This is a genomic window from Sorangiineae bacterium MSr12523, from assembly GCA_037157775.1.
GTDB classification, from domain to species: domain Bacteria; phylum Myxococcota_A; class Polyangia; order Polyangiales; family Polyangiaceae; genus Pendulispora; species Pendulispora brunnea.
Map to the genome: position 1 here is coordinate 12,577,172 of CP089982.1, position 23,594 is coordinate 12,600,765.

The window sequence follows — 23,594 nt, forward strand, 5'->3', positions numbered from 1 at the left end:
TCATGAACTTCCGTCAATCGTCGATTCAACTCTTCATATGGTCGATTGCGTGCTCTCTCATGGCGGCGTGCGGCGCGCATGACACCAACTCCGAAAGCGAAAGTTCGCCGTTTTCGTCTCAGCTCGCAGCGGAGCTGGGGTCGAGTACGGTGGCCATTCCAATGCCCATCCGATTTTCGGGCTCGCAGCCGGTTCTCGACGGCGCTCAGCGGCCCGTAGCACAATGGGATGGCACGACCGTCGACCTATTCGCGGCGGACGCGTGGGCGCAATGCGCCTCGGCGATTGATAGCGGTGCTGACAATGCCCAGGACCCATACCAGGACTACCTCGCGGGAAGGATCTACAGCGCGTCGTGTCCGAGCGCGAGTCCCCCTCCGACTGCACCGCTCACCATCGTGGGGTGCACGCCCGATTTTTGCCCTGCGGTCAAACTATGGGCGAAGCAGCGGGAGACACCTGCTTGCAACGTCGATCCGGACACCCACCTTCCGACGGCAGTGCGCTTTTATCCCAATGTGATTGCTTCGTCTCCGGCGCCAAGACTTCCAAGTCCGAACACATTTACGGATGTGAAGGCTGACTCACCTGAACTGCTTGCGTCGACCGTGCGACGCGCTCAGCGCTACGTTGACACAGCGAGTGTGAATCTTTGTATGGCGGAACGGCTGCGCGAGTACATCACGACCTCAGACAGCCTGTTGCTTTCGGCCGAGGAGCAACGACAGCTTCTCGAGATCACACGCACGCGCGCGCAGCTCGCGATGCTCTCGTATGCGAGAATCGGGCGAGCTCTTAGCAACACGGACGACCGACCCGAGAATACAATTCATGATGATTACCAGGTCTTTCCGATCTTTCTGTCGTGGGGTAAGCACGCCAGCGGAGACGCGTCTCTCCGATCGATGGGGGCAGGCTTCGCGGCGGCCATCAAGCTTCACGTGGAAGCAACGACCGAAGAGGCCCACCTCCTCATGCGCACGGCCTCCGCTCGACTACCACGAGGTGGCCATGCGAGCAGTTCGCCTGAAGAAGACTGGGGAAGCGGGTCGTGGCGCCAGCGACTCCTTGCCTTGATGTACGGGAACAATCCCCTGTCCCCTTCGAACGCTGGGGGAGAAATCGACCTGACGTTGCCGGACGCCGACGCAAGCATAGTAAGGCATCTGACCGGCAAACGCGAGGTTCCATGGGAATCGGAATGGGTTACCGACAACATACTGAATTGGCCGAACGAGTTGCCGCCCTTCGGCATGGCTAGCTACTACGCGAAGACGGACGCTTCCGACCCACGAGTAGGTGTGCTGCTGGGGCTCGCCCGCAGCGCCGACGCTCTTTTGTTCAAAGAGCGAAGTGTCGATTACACGATGACGGTCAGTCCGCACACGATGTCGGTTCCTTTCCGTCGTGTCGACGTCGAGCCTAGCGCCGATCAACTTTATCGTGACATCGAGGCCTGGATTTGGACCCAGGATTGTATCAAAGCAGGCAATCCGACTTGCGTAATCTTGCCGAACGATACGCGAATCGTCTCTCCAAGTCAGTTCGAACAGTCGCTCCTCTTCAAACGACACGGCGTCACCCCGACACACGCAAAAACATTGGTCTCGCTCCTCTCCGAAACGATCAGTCGAAGACAAATACCGGACACGCTTGCGTACTGGATTCTCTTGGCTGACAAGGGAGGTGGCCCAGCATGGATGCGCGAAGTCGAGGGTGCAATGCATGTTACCGGCAGGCACGAAACCTTGACGGGCGCTGCACTTCAAGCACGCATTCCCAACGCGACAGGTGCCTGGTATCACCTCGACAAGAATTTTCAAGTACACAGCCCCTTGCTTGAGGACCGCGCACCATTCTTCACGGCCTGGGCACCCTATTGGAATTGGGCCACTGGTCCGGTCGACGAATGGTTCGAGCAATACGAGTACAGTAACAGTCTTGTGGCGATAACTCCTGGCGCGATGAGTGCATTGAGCTCCACGTCGGATATCCTCAGGGCTTCTTCGGCGGTGGCATCCAATGCACTCAAAGATACGTACTTCAGTGACGCTCAGAAGGGATTGGACCTCGTTGACGGAGCTGTAGGTAAGCTCGGGTTTGCAATTCAACCGCAAGTTACGATGGTGGACGAGTGGCGATATTGCCCACAGCTGACGCACACAACGACATCGTGCCCAACGCGTGCTCAAGTTTCCTCGGGCGACGGAAACAAGGTTTTTTGGGAGGTGACGACCAAGGCTAGCCCGGATGACACCTTCTATTCAACGGGGGATGTGAAGCTCCTCGCGGTCCGCTCCACGGGCGTGGAGGCGACGGCAGCGCTCGATGCCAACTTTAGAGCGTTCGATGGAAAGACGCAGGTTGACTATCTCGTGAACGAGGCCGTCGGTACGGCTACCGCACCGTCCACCGCCACGCTTCCCAACGGCACGATTAAACGCACCTACGTGATCGCGCTTCCGGCGGTAGATCCCGCAACGGGTTTGGCGACCGATCCGGGTCGAATGGGCCAGGGGCCATATGGGCCCCACGCCTATTATACGTTCTTTTTGACGCGTACCGCTCCAGGGCAAACCGGCACGCAGTATCGACTGCTCGCACGTCGGGTTGGCCTCACGGTCGACGGACGTCTGCGTCCCATCGACGAAACGCATCAGTCGTTCATCTATCATCCGAGCGACGCGCAAACGCTCCCGTATGGCGGCACTCTCGGCTCGCTTGCGGCACAGGCATGGGCAACGAATGCGTTCGATTGGTCGAAGCCTGCATATGATGGATTCGCTTATCCGACGGATTGGGTGCCGCCCGTCGATCCGAGTCTGTACGCGACCACCAATGCCCCAAATGCAATTGCGTACTATCTGTCCAGTGCCCGTACGGCGGCGGATGAGGCAACCGTTGCCGTAAAGTCGGCAGTCGAACAGCTCCTCCGTGAGCGAGAGGACGACGCTACTTTGCAGAGTGCGCAAAAGAAAGCGCAGCAGATTGACTCGTTCGAGCAAAGAGCCTTGTGCGGAGATGCGAATCCAAATTGTGACACGAGTACGGTGGTGAAGGACAATCTTCGTCCGAACATTACCTGCGATAATTCTACTCCGATGTGTCAAGAGCTGGTCGATAACATCAACAGGACACTTCCGAGACAGGCGGTAGTTGCTCGAGCAATGCTCGATCGTTCGGCAGACAACTCGGTGCCGGCATTTCTCGACTATGCAGGAGGCGCGCTGCAACGGGATCTGATCAATGAATGGACAGCCTACAAAAAGCTAGAGCGCGCGATAGAGGATGGGAAGAGCGGCGCTGCAGCAAGAGACGCCGCGGTGGCTACCGCCTACGCCGAACTTGCTGCGGTGGAGGGAGCAAAAGCGGCCGAATGCAGCAAAGAAGCCATGCAACGAGCACGTGACGCGTGCTGGAGCTACCAGACCAATGGCGGTTCGTACGACATATTCGACGCGGGAGAGGGGTGGTACAAATACATCGTTCATCACAAGAAGGACGGTTCGTGGAATCCCGGGCCTCTGCACGCTCAAATGCGCGCTTGCAACGAGGCGACCAGGCAGCTTCCGGTCGCCAAGGCGAAGCACGCAGAGGTCGTCCTCGAGGCCGAGGCGTGGGTGGCGTCTGCAACGACGGCGGTTCTCGATGCCACCGGCGCATTCAACTTGTCGAACGCAGAAATTCTGAAGACGCTCGAAGATACGAGGCTTGCAAAGGCAAAAGCAAATCTCGAAGCGTCGCTGTCCATCGACAATCTTCCCACACGATTCGGGACATCCAGACGTTATCATTCTTTGGATATGTGGCGCGCACAAGCGTTGTTGGAGAGTGCCCGGCGGTATGCAACGACCGCGCGGCGTGCGGTCGAGGCGCGCTACTTGGTCGACCTCTCCAGCATGCGCTCGGACGAAAGATTTGTCGCGGCCCCGGCGACGTGGGCGGATGACGTGTATCAGTACGATCTCAATGCTCCGGCGGCAGTTGGCCTTTCGTCACGGGCGAACAGCGGTTCGCCAACGATCTACGCGAACGCGCTGGTGGACTACGTTCAGAATCTCACACGCTTCGTGGACGGATACGCCGTTTCGCGCCCTACCGCGTCGGTCTCGACAGATGCGGACGTGGTGACACTCACCGGACCCGATGTTCACCAGTCGGTGACCGTCGATGGTCAGACGGTTTCCGTACTAGCAGACGGAGCACGGCCATGGGCATTCTACTGCAAGGATAGTGGCAAGTGGATCACGCACCCGGCAACCAGCCAAGTACCGGCGGTGGGCTCGTTGATGAGTGTCTGCAATGGCGGCCCTCCCGCCCGAGCACGATTGACGTTCTCACTGGATCCTTGGGGACGACTGAACGGCGAGATCGTGAATCCACCATACGTGGCGCGTCACAACGTGCGGTGGAAGCGACTCGCTGCCAACTTCGTTGGGCAGGGAGTTGTGGATTGTACGTTTGCCGCGGATCCGGTCGATTGTTCGAGCAAGCCATACATTCCCTACGACCTCGGTCTGGTCGGACCAGCGTGGGTTACGGACTTCGACCAGCAATGGCGGCTGCTCGGGGTCCCTTCCGGGCGGATCGAGGCCGCAAAGGCGCTCGCCAATCAATGGTTCGATCCGGTCACGAATGGCTGGGCAAAACCAGGCGCAACCGCGGTTGCGCGGCAAGAGTTCGATCAGCAGCCTCTCGGCGGAGCGTACACCCTCGAATTCAACGTACCGCCCGAAGTGCGCCTTGATCGTCTCAAGTCGATACAGCTCCTCACAGAAACTGGATATTGGGTCAAACAATGATTCGTCGCGGTATTCTGAACCAGCTGCAAAGTCGAAGGCGCGCCGCGCCGGTCGCCTTCGCGACGGCGGTCTCGTATCTCGCCACGCTCGCCTACCCTCTTTCCGCTGCGGCGCAAGAAGTAGGCGAGTCGGCCGCGACGCCGGCCCGGGCGGAGCCGGCCGAGGCTCCGGTTCGAGCGGCACCGGAGCGTGGTTCAGGGGAAGGGGGAGCGGCAACGGCAGAATCGAATGCGAGCCCCCCAGAAAGAGAGAAGACGAGCGCCCCCACCGCGGCTATGGCTGCTGGGGCGACGGGAAGCGATACCGGAGGGGGTGGAGGCGGCAACGGTGCCGGAGGCGGCGCCTCTGGTTTGTCGCTTCCCTCGGGTGCCGGAACGACGCAGGGTATGGGCGAGAGCTTCAGTGCCCAGCTTTCTACGGGAACCGCGTCATACGGGCTCGCGATCGAGCTGCCCACCGCCCGCGGAGCCGTGCAGCCGCACCTCGTCCTCAGCTACTCGAGCGGCGCCGGCTCGGGGGTGTTGGGCATCGGCTGGAACCTCGGGACGCCGTTCATCGCAAGGCAAACAGACCATTCGCCACCCCGCTATCTAGATCCAGTCGCTGGCGGCGGCTGGACCCCTTCCCAAGACTCGTTCACGTTCAATGGTGCCGAGCTGGTGCCGATTTGCCTTGTGGGAGCCGGTGGTGCATGCAGTGGCAAGCTCCCGGATGAGGTCATGCCAGTATGGGCCGGGGGCTGGCAGTATTTCCGGACCCGAATCGAAGGGAGCTTCCAGCGGTTTTTTTGGTCTCCCGATCGATTGACATGGAGGGTTCAGGACAAGAACGGCACCTCGATGGAACTCGGAGTGCCGCTCGATGGGAGTGGCGACCGGAACGCACTCGAAACGGATGGCGGTTCGCGGGTTTTCCGCTGGAATATCGCACGCGCCTACGATACGGCGGGCGAGACGAATGCGGCTGCCCAGGCGCAGCCGCGGCCGTTCAATGTGGTCGCCTATCGATATCTCCACGACGGTGGCATTGCCTATCCTTCGGATATTTACGACACCCCGCCTGCCACCAATCCCGCAGCGCCACTTGCCGCATTCGCACATCATGCCCACCTCGACTGGACGTCGCGTCCCGACGGGCTGAGCAACTTCCGCCGTGGTTGGGAGGTACGTCAAGGCTTGCGCCTTTCGCGCATCGACGTGGCGAGTAAGCCCTTTGCGAATGCGCTATCCGCGCCGCGACACCAACTCCGTCGATACAGACTTGCTTATGACCCAGGCTACCACGCGTCTCTTTTGACGCGTGTACAGGTCGAGGGGCGGTGCGCAGATACGGAGGATGGCGCCCCATCCGAAGGCGCTGACGGCGTCCTTCCGCCGTCGTCTTGCCCGATGCTTCCTCCGGTCACGCTCTCGTACTCGCACGCTCAGCGCGGTGACGGGACGCCGGTTCCTACCGATCCATCAGGCTTCGAAGGATTCGATGACACCGTTCGAGCTGTCAATGACAGCCCGGCCGCAGGTTTCGATAACGCGTTCGTCGATTTTTACGACGTGAATGCCGACGCCCTTCCCGACGTGCTCGATACGGAGGCCGTTCTGCACCAGGGGCGCCACGCAGTTTATATTCAGGGTACGTCGGGAAAAGCAGATACGTTTGGACCGGTCACCCCCCTTTCCGTCTCACCCACTTCGGGAATTGATTCCGCCACGCTTAGTTTCAATAACCCAAATGTGCTACCGCTCGACTTGGACGGGGACGGTATTGGTAATCTAGTGCACTTGGCCGTACGCCAGACGCCGGTCGTCTTCAAGCCGGTGCGCGCTGGCAGTGCCTTTGCCTGGGCCGGGCGCGAAGTCGCTCGAAACACGGTACTCGACCCGACCATCGACTTTTCCAATCAGCGCGGGCAGGTGCGGATCGTCGACGCCAATAACGATGGCTTCGTCGATTTCGTCGTTTCGGGCACTACGCAGTTGCAAACGTTTTTTTCGCTGAGTCGTCTGCCCGGTGGTGATGGTCGATTCGGGTCGGGGTCATCAACCGGGTCCGCGACGGCGCAGCTTTCGGCGGCTCCAGTGACGGCCTGCGCGCCGTTCAGTGGCGGTCCGGTATTTTTCGATCAGAGCGACGTAAAGACCGCGGACGCCAACGGCGACGGGCTCGTGGACATCGTTCGTGTCCGCAATGGGAACGTCATCTATTGGCCTGGGCGGGGGGATGGTACGTGGGGCACGGGTGACCTCTCGAATTGCCGGGATGGCTTTCTCGGAGAGGACCGTCTCGTTGCGATGAGCAACAGCCCTCTCTTACCAGGGGCCGATGACGCTTTGTTTCAGATGTCAGATGTCAATGGAGATGGTCTATCGGATGTCATTTACTCTGCGCATGACGGTGTGACGGTCTGGCTGAACATGGACGGCGTGTCTTGGTCTGGCGCTCGCTTCGTGTCGGCACCACCTACGTCCCAAGTCCAATCGCGTATGGTCGACATCAACGGTTCCGGAACCGCCGACGTCGTTTGGCCGGATGCGTATCACTATCGGTATATCGACTTGCTCGGTGGCTCGCGCCCCTGGCTGCTCACGAGCGTGGACAACGGACTTGGGAAGACCACGAGCATCGAGTACTCGACGTCCACTGCCGAGATGCTTGCAGCGCTCAAGGCCGGGGCTCCGTGGTCGCAAACGAGCCCGACTGTGAGCCATGTCGTCAAGCGCATGACGATGCGCGACAACCTGGATCGGGTCGGGCGCACGCCTGGTGCCTACGTAACCGAGTATACGTATCGCGACCCTGTATACGACGGCCGCCAGCGCGAGTTTCGCGGATTCAAAACCGCGACCGAACGAAAAGTCGGGGATGCAAACAGTCCCTCATCGACCACACAGTCCACTTTTCTGGCGGGTGAGTGCACGGAGGAAGGGATCGCCGGCCGCTGTTCCGACGACGCGCGCTGGCGGGACAACCCCCGTGAGGCATTGAAAGGACTTCCGGTCGTTACCGAGATCTTCGATGACGGTGGCGTCTACCAGTCCACGGAGCACACGACGTACCGTCTTCGGCACCTCTACACGGGGCTCGATGGCCGCGCCGTGCGGTATGCTTTCGTCAGCCGTAAGAATACATATCTCTATGACACGGCCGCGTTCACTCCTGCGACCGCGAACGTCACGACAACGGATGTCGAGCTGGAGCTTGCGCCCCCGCTATCGGATGGTTCTCCCTCAAGCGGGGGCATTATTCAAGATACGACGCGTGCCTTGACGCTCCGTTCGACGGCTGGGCGCGTCACGTTGGAGCGCGAGTCGTGGTCGGACGCGCATGGCAACCCCACCCGCACACGTGATGATGGGTGTGTCGACGGATGCGGTGCAGCGGACGAAGCGATTACCACGGAGATGATCTCCGCGCGCGTTCCGGGTGATGACTCAGGTTGGCTGTGGCGCACGACGAACACTTTCGTGGTGGGTTCGAGCGCGCCGACGGAGCGTCGCGATCATACCGCCGTAGCTTACGATTCATTTGGGCGAGCTACGAGCCGTGCAGCGGCTCTTTCAGGCAGCTTGCCGTTGGACCGCTTTCACCAAAGTGGTGCGGCCGTGGCGCCACCTCCGATGACCGCGTCGGTCGATGGCACAGTCCAGATCGGGGCGACCGCCTACGATCCTCTTGGCAATATCGTGAAAACCACCGCTGCAGGTGGTCGGTGTGAGACATTGACGACCGACGAAGCGTACGGGCAGCTTGTCGTCACACAGACGACCTTCGCCGGCGTCTCCGGTACATCGGGCTGCGGCCCGGTGGCTCTCGCCTCCACCGCCCAATACGACCGCGCACTGGCCAAGATGGTCACCCTGACGGGGCCGAATCACGACGAACAACGGGCCACATACGACGCTTTCGGGCGCACGCAGGCTCAATACAGGGCCGATCCTGCGACGGGCGCAGCGCAAACGACTCCAGCGGTCGTCTACGAGTACGACTTGCCTGCGGATCCGCGTACGAGACCTTATGCACTCGTGCGCACCCAGACCCAGACGGGAACGAGTTCGTCCCCTCGTCTCGAAGAGCAGTGGGACTTCGTCGACGGCATGGGACGGACGATGATTTCTCTAGCCCAGGCAGATCCATCGGCTGGCGATGGTGGAGATTGGATTGCATCTGGGTTCACGAAATACGACACGAAGGGCGCCGTAGCGGGGCTCTATCGTCCTTCGTTCTGGTCCGGAGTGCCGACCTCCTTCCCAGTTGGCACCGTCCCGAGCACGGGTATTGCGCGCGAACGCTACGATGCGTTCGGGCACGTGGTGTTGGCATACGCTCCCGATGGATCTCCGCGATTGCGTACGGTGCACCATGCCTTGAGCGAAGACCTTTGGGATGGGGCCGACCTCGCTCAAGGTCCGCACGCTGGCACCTTCAGTTCGATTGCACGCGATGGTCACGGTCGCGTTCGCGTCTCGACGGAGCGGATTCACGCAGGGTCGAATCTTGAAGCCCGCGAAACGCTCACCGAGTATCTGCCGTCCGGTGAGCCTACGAAGATCACCCGCATGCGCGTTGGGGCGTCGGACCCTCCCGTGGTTCGCTGGATGCGATACGATACGATGGGGCGTCGCGTTCTGAACGTGGATCCGAACGCCTCACGGAATTTCAGTAGCGATCCAAATACTGATCCAAGTTTTATCAAGGCGTGGCGCTACGCGTATGATGACGCGGGCCAGCTCGTTGGTACGAGCGATCCTCGTGGATGCGGTGCGAATTTCATCTACGACACGGCTGGAAGGCGAATCGCCGAAGATTATTCGCCATGCCTCGAGAATCAGCCGGCGTATTCGGCGGTGGACCCGGTAACCGGGGATGGGGCGGAAGCTTTCAACGTCTACGACGCGCCCGTCGCAAGCACCGCGGGAAGCGATGCCGCATGTGGCAATGGGGCAGGCGTCGGCTTCCGTCTCGGACGCTTGACCGCGTCGTTCTCGCTGGCCGACGTCAGTGTCGCCTCGTTCGACGCCCGTGGGCGCGTGATATGTTCCGCGCGTCAGGTCGCCAAACCGGGCACGGCTAGCGCTGAACTTTCGAGTCGCTATGCGCCGCGGTGGTACGCCACGACCAGTATCTTCGACGAAGCGGATCGTGCGATCGTCTCATCGACCGGAGCCCGCTCGACGGATCTCCTGGGGACCAGCGGCGACAGCATGGTGAGCGTGGACTACTCGCTCGGCGGACGGGTGAAGGCTGTTGGAAGCAGCTATGGCCCACTGCTCACGAAAGCGGTCCTCGACGCCGAAGGCCATCCGCTAGAGCTCGACTATGGGGATCGTGCCGGCACGAAGACGGAATGGATTTACGACGGGCGCATGCGCGTGCAGAGCGTGCAAACGTACCGTGGCCCGGCTTCGATCTGGACTTCGCCCATTGGCTCCTATCAGCCTCCTGGGCCAGGGCCGTCGACATTGCAGAAGATCCTGGAGGACCGTACGCTCCGTTACGACGAAGCCGACAATCCGGTCGAGATTCGGGATGACCGTGTTGCAGATGAATGGCCGTCGGGGGCGAAGCCAATTTCGAGAACGATGACCTACGACGATCTCTACCGCGTCGTTTCGGTCTCGTATGCCTCCGGCAACGATGCGTGGACTCCCCCGTTCGAGGCCGAGGCCAAATCGACGGAGCGCACCCGTCCGATGCCCTTCGTTGCGTTTCCCTCGCGCATCAAGAACGAGCAATATAGCTACGATTGGCTGGGGAACGTCGTCCAGAGCAAGGATGATGCATCCGGCTTCTATGACCGCTCACTAGGAACGCAAACTCATGGGACGGCTGAAAACGGCCCATACCAATTGCGTCACGCATCGAATCGCGACGCAGGCGGCGCACTGGCGGGAGACCTTGATGCGGCCTACGACGACGCTGGAAACCTCACGACGCTCATCGTGCTGCGCGATGGCCCTTGCATGCCCTCCAGCGCGTTGTGCGGCCAACGATTTGGCTACGAGTGGGACGAGGTTGGCCGTCTTGCTCACGCATGGCGCTGGGACCTGACGGGAGCAGAGCGCGCTGGCCAACCGTCCCTGCTCACGGGTGCTCCTCCCTCGCGCACACCCGATGCGACGCTCCACTTTGCCTACGATGCATCGGGAGCCCGCGTGCGCAAGACGAGTGTCGAGTCGAATGGCGCCGAGCGCCACGCCATCTACGTGTTCTCGTCATTGGAGTTACGACGTTCTACCTGGACCGGTGACGACTACGAGCTCGATGCCACCACCGAGGTTCCCTATCTCTTCGGCCCAAGTGGCCGCCTTGCGCGTGTCGTTTATGCCGAGGCGTCTGCCCCCACCGTGAGCGGATCGCGGCAGCACGTTTTTTTGGAACTGGCGCAGACGCTCGGTTCGACCGGCATCGTGATCGATCGCGAGACGAGTGAACTCGTCGAAGCGGCCACGTATCAGGCCTACGGAGCCGCAGAAAGTGATTATCGGCCCGCCCGCTGGAACGCGTTCAGGGAGGACTACCGGTTTACGGGCAAAGAGGACGATATCGAACTGGGACTTACCTACTTTGGTCAACGATACTACGCACCGGCGCTAGGTAGATGGATTAGCGTCGATCCAATGGCCATTCATGAATTGAAGGCCGATCCGAACCTCTACGCCTACGTGCACGGTCGCACGTTCGCATCGGTGGACCCAAACGGAACCTGCGAGATCGTTTGCGCCGTCATCGTCATCGGCGCGCTGCTGGCGGGAGCCATCACCGCGTACATGGAAGGCACCGCGAATGGGACGGAGAGCTTCGATTCGCGCCGGGTCGATGTGGGCGATGTCTTGATTGCGACTGGGTCCGCCGCCCTGGGCGGTGCGGCTGGTGTTGCGGCAGGCGCGGCGGTCGTCGGACTGTTCGGGGCCGGGGCTGCGGCAACTGCGGAGGGCGCGGCATTGGGTGCCGTCACGAGCGGCGTGGTCGGAAGCGCCGTCAATAGTATCTCATACCGCGCTACCCACGCTGCGTACCATGGCGAGTCCGTGAGCGATTCGCTCAATGGAAACGCGATCGGCAGGGAGGCCGCGATGGGTGGCATGATTGCGCTGGCTGGTTACGGTGTCAGTGCGGGACTACAGTACGCAGCGTCGCGCGCCGCCCCGCGCGTACCGGCCACTGGGGGAGCCCCCGAGACTCCAGGCACCGGCGTCGGTACACGGGGCGGGCCGCTGCCAACCGAGAAGGTAGTTGCGGGGGAAATTACAAAAGAGAATTTTCACGAGCCGATGGCGTGCCCCCCAGGAGGGTGCGGCGGCCCTGGGGTCTGCTTTGTAGCTGGGACTCCAGTGGCTACAGAAACCGGCCTTGTTGCGATTGAAGACCTTCGGGTCGGCGACCGCGTGGAAGCAGGCAATACTGCATGCGAGGCCGATCATGTCGAGGCGGACTGGGTACACGTTCGCCTGCAGATGCCGAACCCGCGCAGCCCGTGGGATCTCTTGAACATCGAGTTGCTGCGCCCTTCGGACTGGTTCGCCAAGCTTGGTGGGCACGGAACGATCTGGGTCGACTTCCCAGAAATGGATGTCTCCGGTTTCGCGACCGTTATTAGCGTGGCTCCGGCGCCCGCGGAAAAGGCGGGCCACGGCTGCCTTGTGCTCATGACCGTGAGCCATGTCGCAAGCGAATTGCTGCGACTCACATTCGAGGAGACCTCAGAGACGGTCGAGCTTACGCCGGGCCATCGCCTCTACGTGCGGGGACAAGGATGGGTTCGCGCCGCGGACCTCGCGCCCGGAGCGCGCCTCCGGAGCGACGCCGGAGATGTAACCGTTCGGCTCGTCGACGCCGCGCCCGGAAATCGTCCCGTCTTTAACCTCGAAGTCGGACGTGAGCATGCGTACCGGGTGCTTGACAGCCGGATTTGGTCACACAACAATGATTGCCCGGGCATCAACCCATCTGACCTGCCGAGCCGCAGCGGAGCCTTTAATCAAGCGAAGAAGGACCTAGGCCTACCCCGAGCCCAGCAACCGGACGCGGTTAAGCGCATTCCCATGACCGATCGTGACGGGAACAGAATTTTGAATGCAAGCAAGCAGCCCATCATGACACGTGAATACACTTATACGCGTCCTGACGGCTCCAAAGTCGTCATCCAAGATCACTCAGCCGGACACCAATTTGGCGAGGGTGGCGTGGGCGACCAAGGGGCCCACTTCAACGTTCGGCCAATCGAGAACACGCGAACGGGTCACGTACCTGGTACGCTTGACCACTACCTGTTCAACTTGGAATTCTAGCCATGGACTGGATTGATTCGATTGGCCAAAGTGAATTTCTCCGCAAGCTGTTTCCGGCGGCGCCTATCCTTCGGGGGGTGAGGCTTCACGAACTCACGTTTCACCAAGATGGTCCACGGGTGCTCATTCGTTTCGATCTTAACGACTTTCCGTGTGAGCCACCATCAAAATGGATTCAAGCGCGGGCAAACAGAGTTCAGGTGCGACTGCTTGCAGTCGGAGTTCGGGAGCTCGAGCTGCGCGGCTGGTCATCCAATAATATCGTGGACTTCGATTTTAGCCCTCATTCTAAAGGAATACTGCTAACGGCTCAAGGTCGTGAACTGTATATGAGAGCTGCCGTCGACCATCTTACTGCGGACGGAATATCTGCATATCAGGATATCGGTGTAAGCAATCTGTAATCGAGTCGTTGCATAGGAAGGGCGCCAGCATCTTGATCTCCAAGTCCACTCCTGCGGATGAGGATTCGTAATTTCCTGCGCCGTCAGGCGCTACCCAGGGAATTGACTCGATAGCGCCCAGTTGGGCGAACTCGCCGAATCCTTGTGGACGCCAATGCCGCACGACGGCCCCCGTACGGGACACGCCGCCCTTTTCGACGGATATGTCGACGGCATCTACGAAATAGTCCTTTCCATCTACCTGCAGGTCGATCTTGCAACGTCCTCGATACGCGTCTGCCAGCCCTCCGTGGTTCCCCAACCCACGCTGTAGCCCAGTCGCCCAGCGACTCTGCTCGTGACGCAACCGACGTTCTTTTTTATTTGAGTCGTCAGATTTTTTCTTGACCGATGCAAGAAAGAGCCTCATAAGAACCAAAGATCTGAATGGTAGCCGCTCCTGCGGCGCCCAACCCAGCAAGCCCGAGGAAGAAAGCTCAGCCAAGAGGCCGCCCTTCAAACGCCATGATAACCCGACGCCCCTATCAATCAGCTGCCAGCTCGTCGCCCGAAGCGACGTGGCAGGGGTGCGTCCATCAGGGCGTGGGCTGCTTCAGCCCAATCGAAGGAAAAAAGGGCCTCGATCTCCTGGATCGCACGGCGATCCGTTTGGCAAACCCGGAGGTCCAGCCCTAGGCGGAAGTTCCAGAGTCGTTCACGCGCTCTCGGAAGGCCGCCTAGGGAAACCCAGGCGGCCTTCGGCGTTTGTGGCCCTTCGTCGGGCTCACGAGCGCGGGGCTCCCGGAGCGGGCCTTCCAAAGCTCCCGGCTGACTCCGGGAACCGCGCGCCCTCGACCGAGCCACGATCCATCCGTTGGACTGCAAGAACCGCGAACCCGAGCGGAGGCATCAAACGCGAAATCAAACGCGATACTTTTCCATGAATCAATCAATGTATCCGACTTTCAATACCACCATTCTATCCTTCGACTTGTCGAAGACGCCGGGGAACGTGCGCCCATTGCACGCGAGCGCCGGTCAGGAGTGCGGGCAACGGAAGGACGATCTGTAGCAGTTCGGGAACGATCTCACGTGCAGCCACGAAGGCCGCCGAGGGACGCTCCTTCGGTGGCCTTTGACGCATTTGGAGAACGGAGAGACCAATGAAACGCAAGCGGCAGCAGAAAATCCGAGGGACGTTCGCTCAACGGTAGGGCACCGGCCTTTTAAGCCGAGAGATGAGGGTTCGAGTCCCTTGCGTCCCACTTCGTCGTCGCTCGTCGACGGCGAGCACGGGTCCGTAGCGCAGCGGCAGCGCACCCGCCTCTTAAGCGGTGAATGCGAGGGTTCGAGTCCCTCCGGACCCACCATCGATTCGGGATCGTCTAGCTGGCAGGACGCCGCGCTCTGAACGCGGAAACGCAGGTTCGAATCCTGCGCCCGAAACCAAGGCTTCGACATCGAGGCTTTCCTTCGTTGCAGGAGATCCGCGTTCGGAACGAGCGCGACGAAGGGTGACGCGCGCCCCACGAGGGCACTGTTCCTTGAAAACTTGGCACCAATCAACGAATGCGCGGCTCCGCGCGTCCAGCGTCGCTGGGTCTGCGGAGCCGCCCATCATTCCAGCGTCGCCTAATGGTAGGGCACCGGCCTGTTAAGCCGGCACGTGAAGGTTCGATTCCTTCCGCTGGAGCCCACGCCCTCGCGGCTCGAATGGTCGAGCACCTGTTTCGTAATCAGGGGGATCCGGTTCGATTCCGGACGAGGGCTCTGCGCGCGCTCGGCCGACCGTGATTCCTGAATCATAGCGACCCGGCGCCAGTCGAGAGGATCGTCGTCCATTTCGTCGCGATCGGCGCTTGGAGCAGTGCTTGCACCGGACGCGGGCATGGATGACGACACCACGACCTCAAATGCACCTGTTGAAGAAAAGTTGTTGCGCGCGATCGAACACAGGTTGCGGGACGAGCATCTGATGGTGCTCGCGGATATCAAGGGGACGATTCAGCTCCTCTCCGAACTTCATGAACGCCTTCAGCGCCAAGGGCTCGCCGCGTACAAGGTCCCCGGCCTTCTCACCAGGTCGCCCGGAGACGCGATCAGCCGCGGCATCTCGAATGCAATGGCCGTGTCCCGGGCGCTCGAAAGCGCACGGCTGGTCGCAACCAAGGGTGAGCCAAAATGATATCTCTAACGATTTGATTGAATCTCACGCGCGCCCACGCGCGTATGCCCTCGTCGTCTAAAGGTCAGGACGCCCGGCTTTCAATCGGGTGACGCCGGGTTCGAATCCCGCCGAGGGTGCTCACGGGCTGTGAGCTGGTCGAAGGATAGCGTCCGGTTGAAGCCCGGAAGAACGTGATGCAAGCCCGCGACAGCCCACCGCGCGCGCGTGCGCGCCGTCATGGTGACGTTACTCGCCTGGTGACGAGGGCTGACTGTGAATCAGTGGAGACGGGTTCGATCCCCGTACGTCACACCGTTGTCCTCGTGGCCGAGCGGATAGGCCCCGGTCTCCTAAGCCGGCGTGACGCAGGTTCGACTCCTGCCGGGACGCGACTCGGTTTCTTTCGCCTCGTGATGCGACTGGCGTCGCAGCTCCGCTGTCTACGGAGTGAGACGGGTTCGATTCCCGTACGAGGCGCTCGGCGAATGCCGTGAGGAGTACATTGTTTCGATCACAATTCAGCCCGCCATTGAAAAGCTCACGGGCTGGCCCGTGGAGGGCTTTCTCTTCGCATTCTTGTCGCCGTTTCTTAGGTCGGAGAGCCAAGGTGGCCAGCCGAGATTCCAAATCCCGGAGAGGCGGTTCGATTCCGTCCCGACCTGCGGGGTTGTAGTTCAGTGGCAGAACTCCCGGTTTGCACCCGGGCAACGCGAGTTCGAATCTCGCCAGCTCCACCATCCTGTCGCGCGCGCGGCGTGCAGGAGATCGCGGACATCGTTCAACGGTAGGACCACAGCCTTCCAAGCTGCCGATGCGGGTTCGATCCCCGCTGTCCGCTCTGTTTCTTTCGAGCCGATTCTCCAGCGAGGATCGCCGGCTGCAACCCGGTGCGCGAGGGTGCGACTCCCTCTCGGCTCTCCACGCCCCACTCGTCCAATGGAAGGGCGATCGCCTTCTAAGCGATTCGGTCCCGGTTCGAATCCGGGGTGGGGTGCTCATCGACGTTCCCATCGTCTAGCGGCAAGGACGCCAGGCTCTCAATCCGGCAACGCGGGTTCGATTCCCGCTGGGAACACGACGACCAGAACGCGGCTACCGCTGCTAGAATAAGGGCAAGGAGGAGTACAGCATGTCGCAGTTCGTCATGTTTGACAATTCAGCCGTCAACCACCTTTTCGGACAATTGGAAGCGATCGACGAACCAATGCGCTTCGCCATTGTATCGCGAATGAACGAGCTGGTTGACTCTGGCCGCGCGGTCGTGATTCTCAATCTCGCCATTCTCGGTGAAGTAGCAGGCATCTATTTCGCGAAGGGTGGCAAGAACCGCGATCGCTTCAAGCAGGCCGCCGACTTTCTCTTCAAGACGTGCCGCGGAAGGCTCATGCTGCCTCTGGACCAAGACGGCTTGAAGCTACGATTCGCACTCGAACGAGATGCCCGCGGCAAAGCCGGCGAGCCGATCTTCTACAGGTCGAACGACCGGAAGGTGCGATGGATTTGCGACGCCTTTCTAAACGGCAAGCACGACGCGCTCGACGAGATTGCCGCTCAGGCTCGCGATCGTAAAAAGGTATTCGCGTCGGCAGAACAAGCAAGACTAAAACATTTTGAATCACTTGGAGGGCAATGGGCAAACGAATTTATCGGGTGGGAAGAAGACCCTCAGTCGGTCATCGACGAATGGACGCTCTACGAAATGCGGAGAAGTCCTCGGTACTATACCCTTCCGAAGAATCCCGCGTCGTGGCCGACACCTCGCGCCTTCGTCAGCCTATGGTATGCGCGCGCTTACCACGCGGCTCGTCTGCGGGAGATAGGAAACGGTTTCAAGAACGATGACCCCGGAGACCTTTACGACAGTATTTATTTTCAGGACTCGGCGTATGCCGATATTTTAGTGACGGCAGATGACGGCATTATCCGACGAGCGAATAGCGTCAGGGTGACCCTCCCTCGTGTCCTGCGACCGCTCGAGTGGGCTCGAGAGATCTTGGACGCTCGGATTTAGGGCTCGAGCTCCGTCGAACTTCTTGTCTCGGACAAATGTCCGAGAGTCTCTCCTCGTCTCGGTGGATCCGAGCTTCAGTCTACGAAACTGATTGTCCAGGTTCGATTCCTGGCGGGGAGGCCCTTCGTCCTCGTTCGGCTGGATGCCGACTCGAGCCTCCGAAGCTCGATGGCGCGGTTCGACTCCGCGCGGGGACGCTGCTCATCACGACAACCGACGCGCCGACGGCCGCGAGCCACCGCCCGCGCATTTCACGTTCACACGCTCGGAGAGGAGAAACGCAATCATGGCACACAAGGCACTTTTTGCATCGGCATCGACGTCGACGCCGGCCAACACGACCAACGAGGCCGGCGGCCGAGGGTACGCGTTCTCCGCCGAGCACGCGCTCGCGCAGTACGCGGCGACGGGCACGTTCAACCACACCTTCTACGCGCAGGCCGACGAGCAGCTCGCGAAGGTGCTCGAGCTCGTGGGCCAGGTCGACCCGCGCTTCGTCGCGCAGCTCGCAGTCTACACGCGCGAGAAGGGGCTCATGAAGGACATGCCGGCTTTCTTGACCGCCTACCTCGCGGCCAAGGACGTGCGCCTCCTCGCGTCCGTCTTTCCGCGCGTCATCGACAGCGGCAAGATGCTCCGCAACTTCGTCCAGATCGTGCGCTCCGGCACCGTCGGTCGTAAGTCCTTCGGTTCGGCGCCGAAGCGCCTCGCTCGCGCGTGGTTCTCGAGCCGCACGCCGGAGGCCATCTTCCGGCAGTCGCTCGGCTCTGCGCCCTCCATCGCCGACGTCATCAAGATGGTCCGGCCGTCGCCGAAGAACGCCGACGGTCAGGCCGACGTCGCTCGCGAGGCTTTCTACGGATACTTGATTGGCAAGGACGTGGCGCACGAGAAGCTCCCCGCTTCCGTGCAGGCGTTCGAGTCGTTCAAGAAGAACGGCGGAGAGCTCCCCGACGTTCCGTTCGAGATGCTCACCGCACTCGACCTGGACACGGACCGCTGGATGGCCATCGCTCGGCGCATGTCGTGGACGCAGCTTCGCATGAACCTGAACACGCTGCTTCGCCACGGTGTCTTCCGAGACGAGAGTATGGTCTCGTTCGTCGCCGCCAAGCTTCGCGACCCGGAGCTCGTGCGGCGCGCGCGGGTGTTCCCGTTCCAGTTGCTCGCGGCCTTCAAGGCGGCGAGCTCGGAGATGCCGTCCGCGGTCGTCATGGCCTTGCAAGAGGCGATGGAGATCGCCATCGAGAACGTGCCGACGGTGCCGGGGAAGATTTTCCTCTGCCCCGACGTCTCGGGCTCGATGCAGAGCGCCGCAACCGGCTTCCGGAAGGGGGCGACGTCCGCGGTTCGGTGCATCGACATCGCGGCACTCGTCTCGGCCGCATTCCTGCGGAAGAACACCTCCGCGGAGGTCATCCCGTTCTCCGACGACGTCGTGCCGATGCCGCGGCGTCTCAACCCGCTGGATTCCGTGATGACGAACGCGGACTTCCTCGCGAACCTCCCCAGCGGCGGCACGGCGTGCAGCGCACCGCTCCGCCACTTGAACGAGCGGCGCGCGGCGGGAGATCTCGTCATCTACATCTCGGACAACATGTCCTGGGCCGACTTCTCGCGGCGCCCGAGCAGCCACCTCGGCTTCTTGTCGCGCGTGAGCGGGCGGGCCACCGTCATGTCCGAGGAGTGGGACGCGTTTCGCCGTCGCAACCCGAAGGCGCGGCTCGTCCTCATCGATATCCAGCCGTACGCCTCGACACAGATGCACGATCGCGATGACGTGCTCAACGTCGGGGGGGTCTCCGACTCCGTCTTCGACGTGATCTCCACCTTTGCGAAGGGCGAGCTCGCGGCCGAGCACTGGGTCGGCGCGATCAAGAGCGTTTCGCTCGCGTAGGGGCGCGGGCCGCACCGAGTCGATCTCGTGGTGGCTTCGCGCTCCGGCGCACTTTCTACGGGTAGCTAGACTGCTATGGAGGCAGGCGTGGTTGTAACCCACGCGTCTTTTGGCTCGCCCGGTTCGATTCCGAGGCTACCCACCGCGGCGAATGCCGTGGCGACTACATGCACATCCGAGAACGCGGGTGCAATTCCCGCCGCCCTTTGGCGTCGTCCAGCAGTCGGACATCGGAGAATGTCGCCGCTCCGCTTGTCGCCGCACTTGCCGTCGAGGCCCAGATAGCGGGGCACCTCATTGGTAATGAGAAGACGGAGGGTGCAATTCCCTCGGACGGCTCTTTTCGATTGGCGGTGATGGTTCAAGAGTAGAACGCGAGGTCGCCAGCCTCGAAATTCGGGTGCGATTCCCGGTCCCGCTCCGCAGCGAATGCCTGGGGGACTACATCGCTCGTAACGATAGGATGCGGGTTCGAATCCCGCCGGCCTCATCTCGGTGAGACCGTAGCTCAATGGCAGAGCTTATGTCTCCCTTCTCTTGTCGCTGCTTTTGCCGCCTCCGCCCGGGTAGTCGGGCACCTCTCTTGTAAAGAGGCCCCGGCGGGTGCAACTCCCGCAGACGGCTCCAAGGCGAATGCTTGCGAGGATTACACCGACTGTTAATCGGTGCCGAAAGGCACATATCCTCGCTCCCGTTGTCGCCTTTTCATCTCGGCCGGATGCCCGAGAGGACTACACCTTTTCGGTAAGCTAACGTCTTCTCATCCTTTTGCCGGCCCTTTTCTTTTTGCGGAGTAGAGCAGAAGCAGCTCGCTTGCCTCATAAGCAAGAGGTCGCGTGTGCGAGTCACGCCTCCGCGTCCGCTGCGATCCTTGGAGGAAGGCGAGCTTCATAAGCTCGGCCGGGACGGTTCGATTCCGTCCGCAGCGACGAACGATCCGAGGTCGTCCAACGGCAAGGACCCGCGACTTTGAATCGCGAGATGGAGGTTCGAGTCCTTCCCTCGGAACCGGACGAGCGCAGCATCCCGTTGCGCTCGTCCACGGGGGTCCACGAACGCGTCCGCATCGCGCTCGAGGACCAATTCAGTTATCTGGGTGTAGCTCAATTAGGAAGAGTCCTCGGTTTGGGACCGAGCGGTTGCAGGTTCGATTCCTGCCACTCAGACCATCGTTGCGGGGAAAGCGATCTGGCGATCGCGTCTGCTCGACAAGCAGAAGGTGGCGAGTTCGATCCTCGCACCCCGCACCATGCCGACGTAGCCCAATTGGCAGGAGGCAACGCGCTTAGAACGCGTCCAGTGTCCGTTCGAATCGGACCGTCGGTACCATGTCACCGTGGTGGAATAGGTATACACGGCAGGCTGAGAACCTGCGCGCCCACGGCGTATGGGGGTTCGAGTCCCCCCGGTGACACCGTTTTTCAGTCCGCGCCTCGAGCGCACGAAGGAGACGTTTGCCATGCGAACACGCAAGAGACGAAAGAGGTAAAGCCCATGTCGACACGAACCTTGATGCTGACTCCCTGGATGGCCCCGCACCGAGTGATCTCCTGGCAGCGCGCCGTCGTCCTCTTCTACCTCGGCAAGGTCGAGGTCCTCGAGGAGTACGACGACCCAATCGCCGCGCCGTCGATCACCATCCGCACGCCCGCCGTCGTCCGTCTCACCAAGGGTAGCGTGTCGAAGAAGCGCAAGGTCCGCTTCTCGCGCGTGAACGTCTTCACCCGCGACGGCTTTCGCTGCCAGTACTGCGGCGCGCGCAAGGCGATGAACGCCCTCAACTACGACCACGTCGTGCCGCGCGTTCGCGGCGGCAAGACCGTATGGGAGAACATCGTGACCTCGTGCTACGCGTGCAACGATCGAAAGGGCGGCCGCTTGCCCGAGGAGGCAGGCATGACGCTGCTCCGCAAGCCGTTCAAGCCGGCCTCGTTGCCATTCGCGCCCGTGCTTGTGTCGGAGAAGGATGTTCCTTCGATGTGGAGGAACTACTGCTCCTTCGCGGGCGGCGAGCACCACGCGGACGTGGCGTGACGTGACGATTCGCTCGATCGGGCTGCCGCCACGCGGTAGCACTCGACGTCTTGGAGTTCCCTCGGCGTGCTCCGCGCGCGCCCTGCGCGGCTCCGGGCCCAGACGAAAAACGGGCCACTTCAGCGCGTAGCTTAGCGGCGAAAGCACCGGCTCGGGGAGCCGGGGAGCGCAGGTTCGAATCCTGCCGCGCTGACCATCTTGCGGGGCTCGCTCTCTGGGAGAGCACCTGCCTTACAAGCAGATCCAGGAGGGTCCGATTCCCTCGCCCCGTACCACCCCTCTCGAATTTCCCAGTTCGATTGACACGAAGGCCACCTCCGTCGACCCTATTCCGAGTTCCCCATGCCCCCTCGTGCCTACGATGCAAGTAAAGTGACTTTCTACCTGGACCAGAGCACGGTCTCAGACGCCTTCCGCGCTGTCACCGTTCCGCCGCGAGCTGACGCGGCCTATCGTCCTCTGTTGGCGTGGATGGAACGCTTGGCGCGCGAGGCCAATCTTTGCTTTTCTATCGCGCACATTGCGGAGATCGCCCGTTGGGCCGACCACGGATTAGCCGATGCGTTGGCTGAATGGCTGGACGGAATTACAACCGTCTGGGTACGTCCGATGCTTGAAGTGATGACCGAGGAGGAAGATTACTGGACGGCAGTCGCGGCGGGCGCGACGCCGCAGACAGAAGTCATCCCATTCGCATTATCGCCAACAGGCGTTTTCTCGAGAACGTCCGTGGCCGACTCGATTCGCGCGTTCCGCGAACCGGGCAGTATTTCGTCGCCTGCCGGAGAAGAACTCTTCGAACAGGAAGACAACGAGGTACGTACGATGCTCCGAGCGATTCAGCAGAACGAAGCATGGGTTCGCGAGCAGAAGTGGAGCGCTCAGAAGAAAAGCAATGAACGAGAGAGCGCTCGTAAGGCAGATCTCTTCGCGCGTGCACGAGATGCGGCAATTCGTCGCAATGCTGCGCCGGCGAACGCGTGGATCGATCCGGACGGTGACATCCAGGGAGCCCTCGTCGACCTCGTTGATCAAGACCCGCGCTCCTTGCCAAGTTGGCGAATTCGTCGAGACTTCAACGATAAATTTGACCAGGTTGCCCGCGCCAGAAAGCCAGGTAGCCGAGGAGAGAGCAAGCTGATCTCATCCTTCAGAGACTACTGGCATCTCGCGGTCGCCGCGGCCTATTGCGACGTGTTCACGTGCGACCAACTCGTCTACGACGCGATAGCTCCTGCACGTACTCGGCTCGGAAAGAAGGCGACCCTAGCTCCCAGCAAGCATCGGGGAGGGCCCGTTGGATTCGTCACCGGTCTCGTAGCAACCTGGCCGTGAAAAGGATTGTAATTGATCGCGAACGTAGCCCAATTGGCAGGAGGCTCCTGCTTCAAATCCAGGACAGTGCGGGTTCGAATCCCGCCGTTCGCACCACGCCGACGTAGCCCAATCGGAAGGAGGCAGCGGATTTAAACCCCGTGCAGTGTCCGTTCGATTCGGACGGTCGGTACCATAGGCCGTGACGGGTTGGTCACCCTGAGTCCTCTGATAAGGGACTTGCACTCGCGTTCGATTCGCAGACGGCCTACCAGCGCGTCGACCACGTCGATGTGACCCGCGCGTGGTCTCGGTGAGATCAGGAAGTCTTATAAGCATCCCGTCCGGGTTCGACTCCCGGCGCGCGGACATCATCTGGGCATGGCTCAATCTGGCTAGAGCACTCGGTCCGGAACCGAGGGATTGCAGGTTCAAATCCTGCTGCCCAGACCATGGAAGGGGAATTCGTCGGGGACGAAGCTCGCTTGGAAGGCGATGCGCACCGCGCCCGCGGTGTGGGGTTCGAGTCCTCCCTTTTCCGCAACGGAGAGTCGTTCGAGCCGGCGCTCGACGCGGTCTTGAAAACCGATGGCGCGCGCACGCGTGCGTGGTTCGACTCCACGTCTCTCCGCCCATGGAAGGCAAATCGATCGAGGATCGAGCCCGTTTCGAAAACGGTGCGCGCCGCAATCGCGGCGTGG

8 protein-coding genes and 29 tRNA genes are annotated in these 23,594 nt (G+C 61.2%); all 37 read left to right on the forward strand.

The annotated features are described in order from the left end of the window. The first annotated feature begins 2 nt into the window (after positions 1 to 2). The 37 genes from LZC95_49760 to LZC95_49940 all read left to right on the forward strand — a co-directional run bounded on the left by LZC95_49760 (position 3) and on the right by LZC95_49940 (position 23,524). Positions 3 to 4,802 carry a hypothetical protein gene (locus tag LZC95_49760; GenBank protein ID WXA94520.1) on the forward strand — a complete coding sequence of 1,600 codons (4,800 nt, stop codon included), beginning with the start codon at positions 3 to 5 and terminating at the stop codon, positions 4,800 to 4,802. Next, on the forward strand, positions 4,799 to 13,087 hold the full coding sequence (locus LZC95_49765) for a hypothetical protein (GenBank protein ID WXA94521.1): 8,289 nt from the start codon (positions 4,799 to 4,801) through the stop codon (positions 13,085 to 13,087). Before LZC95_49760 ends, LZC95_49765 begins: the two co-directional genes overlap by 4 nt. Positions 13,088 to 13,089: 2 nt before the next feature. Then, a complete protein-coding gene (locus LZC95_49770; GenBank protein WXA94522.1) occupies positions 13,090 to 13,491 on the forward strand; it encodes an immunity 50 family protein in 402 nt (133 codons plus the stop codon). A 1,172-nt stretch (positions 13,492 to 14,663) separates the two neighbouring features. After that, positions 14,664 to 14,735 (forward strand) — tRNA-Lys (locus LZC95_49775). 29 nt (positions 14,736 to 14,764) lie between these two features. Next, positions 14,765 to 14,840 (forward strand) — tRNA-Lys (locus tag LZC95_49780). Between the two features lie 4 nt (positions 14,841 to 14,844). Continuing rightward, positions 14,845 to 14,919 (forward strand) — tRNA-Gln (locus LZC95_49785). Between the two features lie 172 nt (positions 14,920 to 15,091). Continuing rightward, positions 15,092 to 15,163 (forward strand) — tRNA-Asn (locus LZC95_49790). Positions 15,164 to 15,168: 5 nt separating this feature from the next. Further along, positions 15,169 to 15,240 (forward strand) — tRNA-Thr (locus LZC95_49795). Positions 15,241 to 15,358: 118 nt separating this feature from the next. Further along, entirely contained in the window at positions 15,359 to 15,655 is a 297-nt protein-coding gene (locus LZC95_49800; GenBank protein WXA94523.1) for a hypothetical protein, read from the forward strand. A gap of 46 nt (positions 15,656 to 15,701) precedes the next feature. Then, a tRNA-Glu gene (locus LZC95_49805) sits at positions 15,702 to 15,774 on the forward strand. Positions 15,775 to 15,877: 103 nt separating this feature from the next. After that, positions 15,878 to 15,949 (forward strand) — tRNA-His (locus tag LZC95_49810). A 4-nt stretch (positions 15,950 to 15,953) separates the two neighbouring features. Further along, positions 15,954 to 16,027 (forward strand) — tRNA-Arg (locus LZC95_49815). A gap of 201 nt (positions 16,028 to 16,228) precedes the next feature. Beyond that, positions 16,229 to 16,299 (forward strand) — tRNA-OTHER (locus tag LZC95_49820). Position 16,300: 1 nt separating this feature from the next. Beyond that, positions 16,301 to 16,374 (forward strand) — tRNA-Ala (locus tag LZC95_49825). Positions 16,375 to 16,404: 30 nt separating this feature from the next. Continuing rightward, positions 16,405 to 16,475 (forward strand) — tRNA-Gly (locus LZC95_49830). Positions 16,476 to 16,486: 11 nt separating this feature from the next. Continuing rightward, positions 16,487 to 16,558: transfer RNA gene (locus LZC95_49835), tRNA-Cys, on the forward strand. Position 16,559: 1 nt separating this feature from the next. Then, positions 16,560 to 16,631, forward strand: a tRNA-Arg gene (locus LZC95_49840). Positions 16,632 to 16,640: 9 nt separating this feature from the next. After that, a tRNA-Glu gene (locus LZC95_49845) sits at positions 16,641 to 16,712 on the forward strand. A gap of 54 nt (positions 16,713 to 16,766) precedes the next feature. After that, complete coding sequence (locus tag LZC95_49850; protein ID WXA94524.1) at positions 16,767 to 17,648, forward strand: hypothetical protein; 882 nt, start codon at positions 16,767 to 16,769, stop codon at positions 17,646 to 17,648. Positions 17,649 to 17,934: 286 nt separating this feature from the next. Continuing rightward, a complete protein-coding gene (locus LZC95_49855; GenBank protein ID WXA94525.1) occupies positions 17,935 to 19,545 on the forward strand; it encodes a TROVE domain-containing protein in 1,611 nt (536 codons plus the stop codon). A 266-nt stretch (positions 19,546 to 19,811) separates the two neighbouring features. After that, positions 19,812 to 19,884 (forward strand) — tRNA-Thr (locus LZC95_49860). Between the two features lie 212 nt (positions 19,885 to 20,096). After that, positions 20,097 to 20,172, forward strand: a tRNA-Thr gene (locus tag LZC95_49865). Between the two features lie 160 nt (positions 20,173 to 20,332). Further along, positions 20,333 to 20,404: transfer RNA gene (locus LZC95_49870), tRNA-Met, on the forward strand. Positions 20,405 to 20,481: 77 nt separating this feature from the next. Further along, positions 20,482 to 20,553, forward strand: a tRNA-Gln gene (locus LZC95_49875). An 84-nt stretch (positions 20,554 to 20,637) separates the two neighbouring features. Next, positions 20,638 to 20,714: transfer RNA gene (locus tag LZC95_49880), tRNA-Pro, on the forward strand. Positions 20,715 to 20,719: 5 nt separating this feature from the next. Further along, positions 20,720 to 20,795 (forward strand) — tRNA-Val (locus LZC95_49885). Between the two features lies 1 nt (position 20,796). Continuing rightward, a tRNA-Leu gene (locus LZC95_49890) sits at positions 20,797 to 20,874 on the forward strand. 1 nt (position 20,875) lies between these two features. Then, positions 20,876 to 20,959 (forward strand) — tRNA-Leu (locus LZC95_49895). Between the two features lie 80 nt (positions 20,960 to 21,039). Beyond that, complete coding sequence (locus tag LZC95_49900; protein WXA94526.1) at positions 21,040 to 21,579, forward strand: HNH endonuclease; 540 nt, start codon at positions 21,040 to 21,042, stop codon at positions 21,577 to 21,579. A gap of 120 nt (positions 21,580 to 21,699) precedes the next feature. Next, positions 21,700 to 21,775: transfer RNA gene (locus tag LZC95_49905), tRNA-Pro, on the forward strand. A 4-nt stretch (positions 21,776 to 21,779) separates the two neighbouring features. After that, positions 21,780 to 21,854 (forward strand) — tRNA-Val (locus tag LZC95_49910). Between the two features lie 67 nt (positions 21,855 to 21,921). After that, positions 21,922 to 22,914 (forward strand): hypothetical protein, encoded by a 993-nt coding sequence (locus tag LZC95_49915; protein WXA94527.1) that lies wholly within the window; start codon positions 21,922 to 21,924, stop codon positions 22,912 to 22,914. 18 nt (positions 22,915 to 22,932) lie between these two features. Next, positions 22,933 to 23,010: transfer RNA gene (locus tag LZC95_49920), tRNA-Leu, on the forward strand. A 1-nt stretch (position 23,011) separates the two neighbouring features. Next, positions 23,012 to 23,089: transfer RNA gene (locus LZC95_49925), tRNA-Leu, on the forward strand. Between the two features lie 102 nt (positions 23,090 to 23,191). Beyond that, a tRNA-Ile gene (locus tag LZC95_49930) sits at positions 23,192 to 23,262 on the forward strand. Between the two features lie 6 nt (positions 23,263 to 23,268). Then, positions 23,269 to 23,346: transfer RNA gene (locus LZC95_49935), tRNA-Pro, on the forward strand. 92 nt (positions 23,347 to 23,438) lie between these two features. After that, positions 23,439 to 23,524: transfer RNA gene (locus LZC95_49940), tRNA-OTHER, on the forward strand. Positions 23,525 to 23,594: the final 70 nt, after the last annotated feature.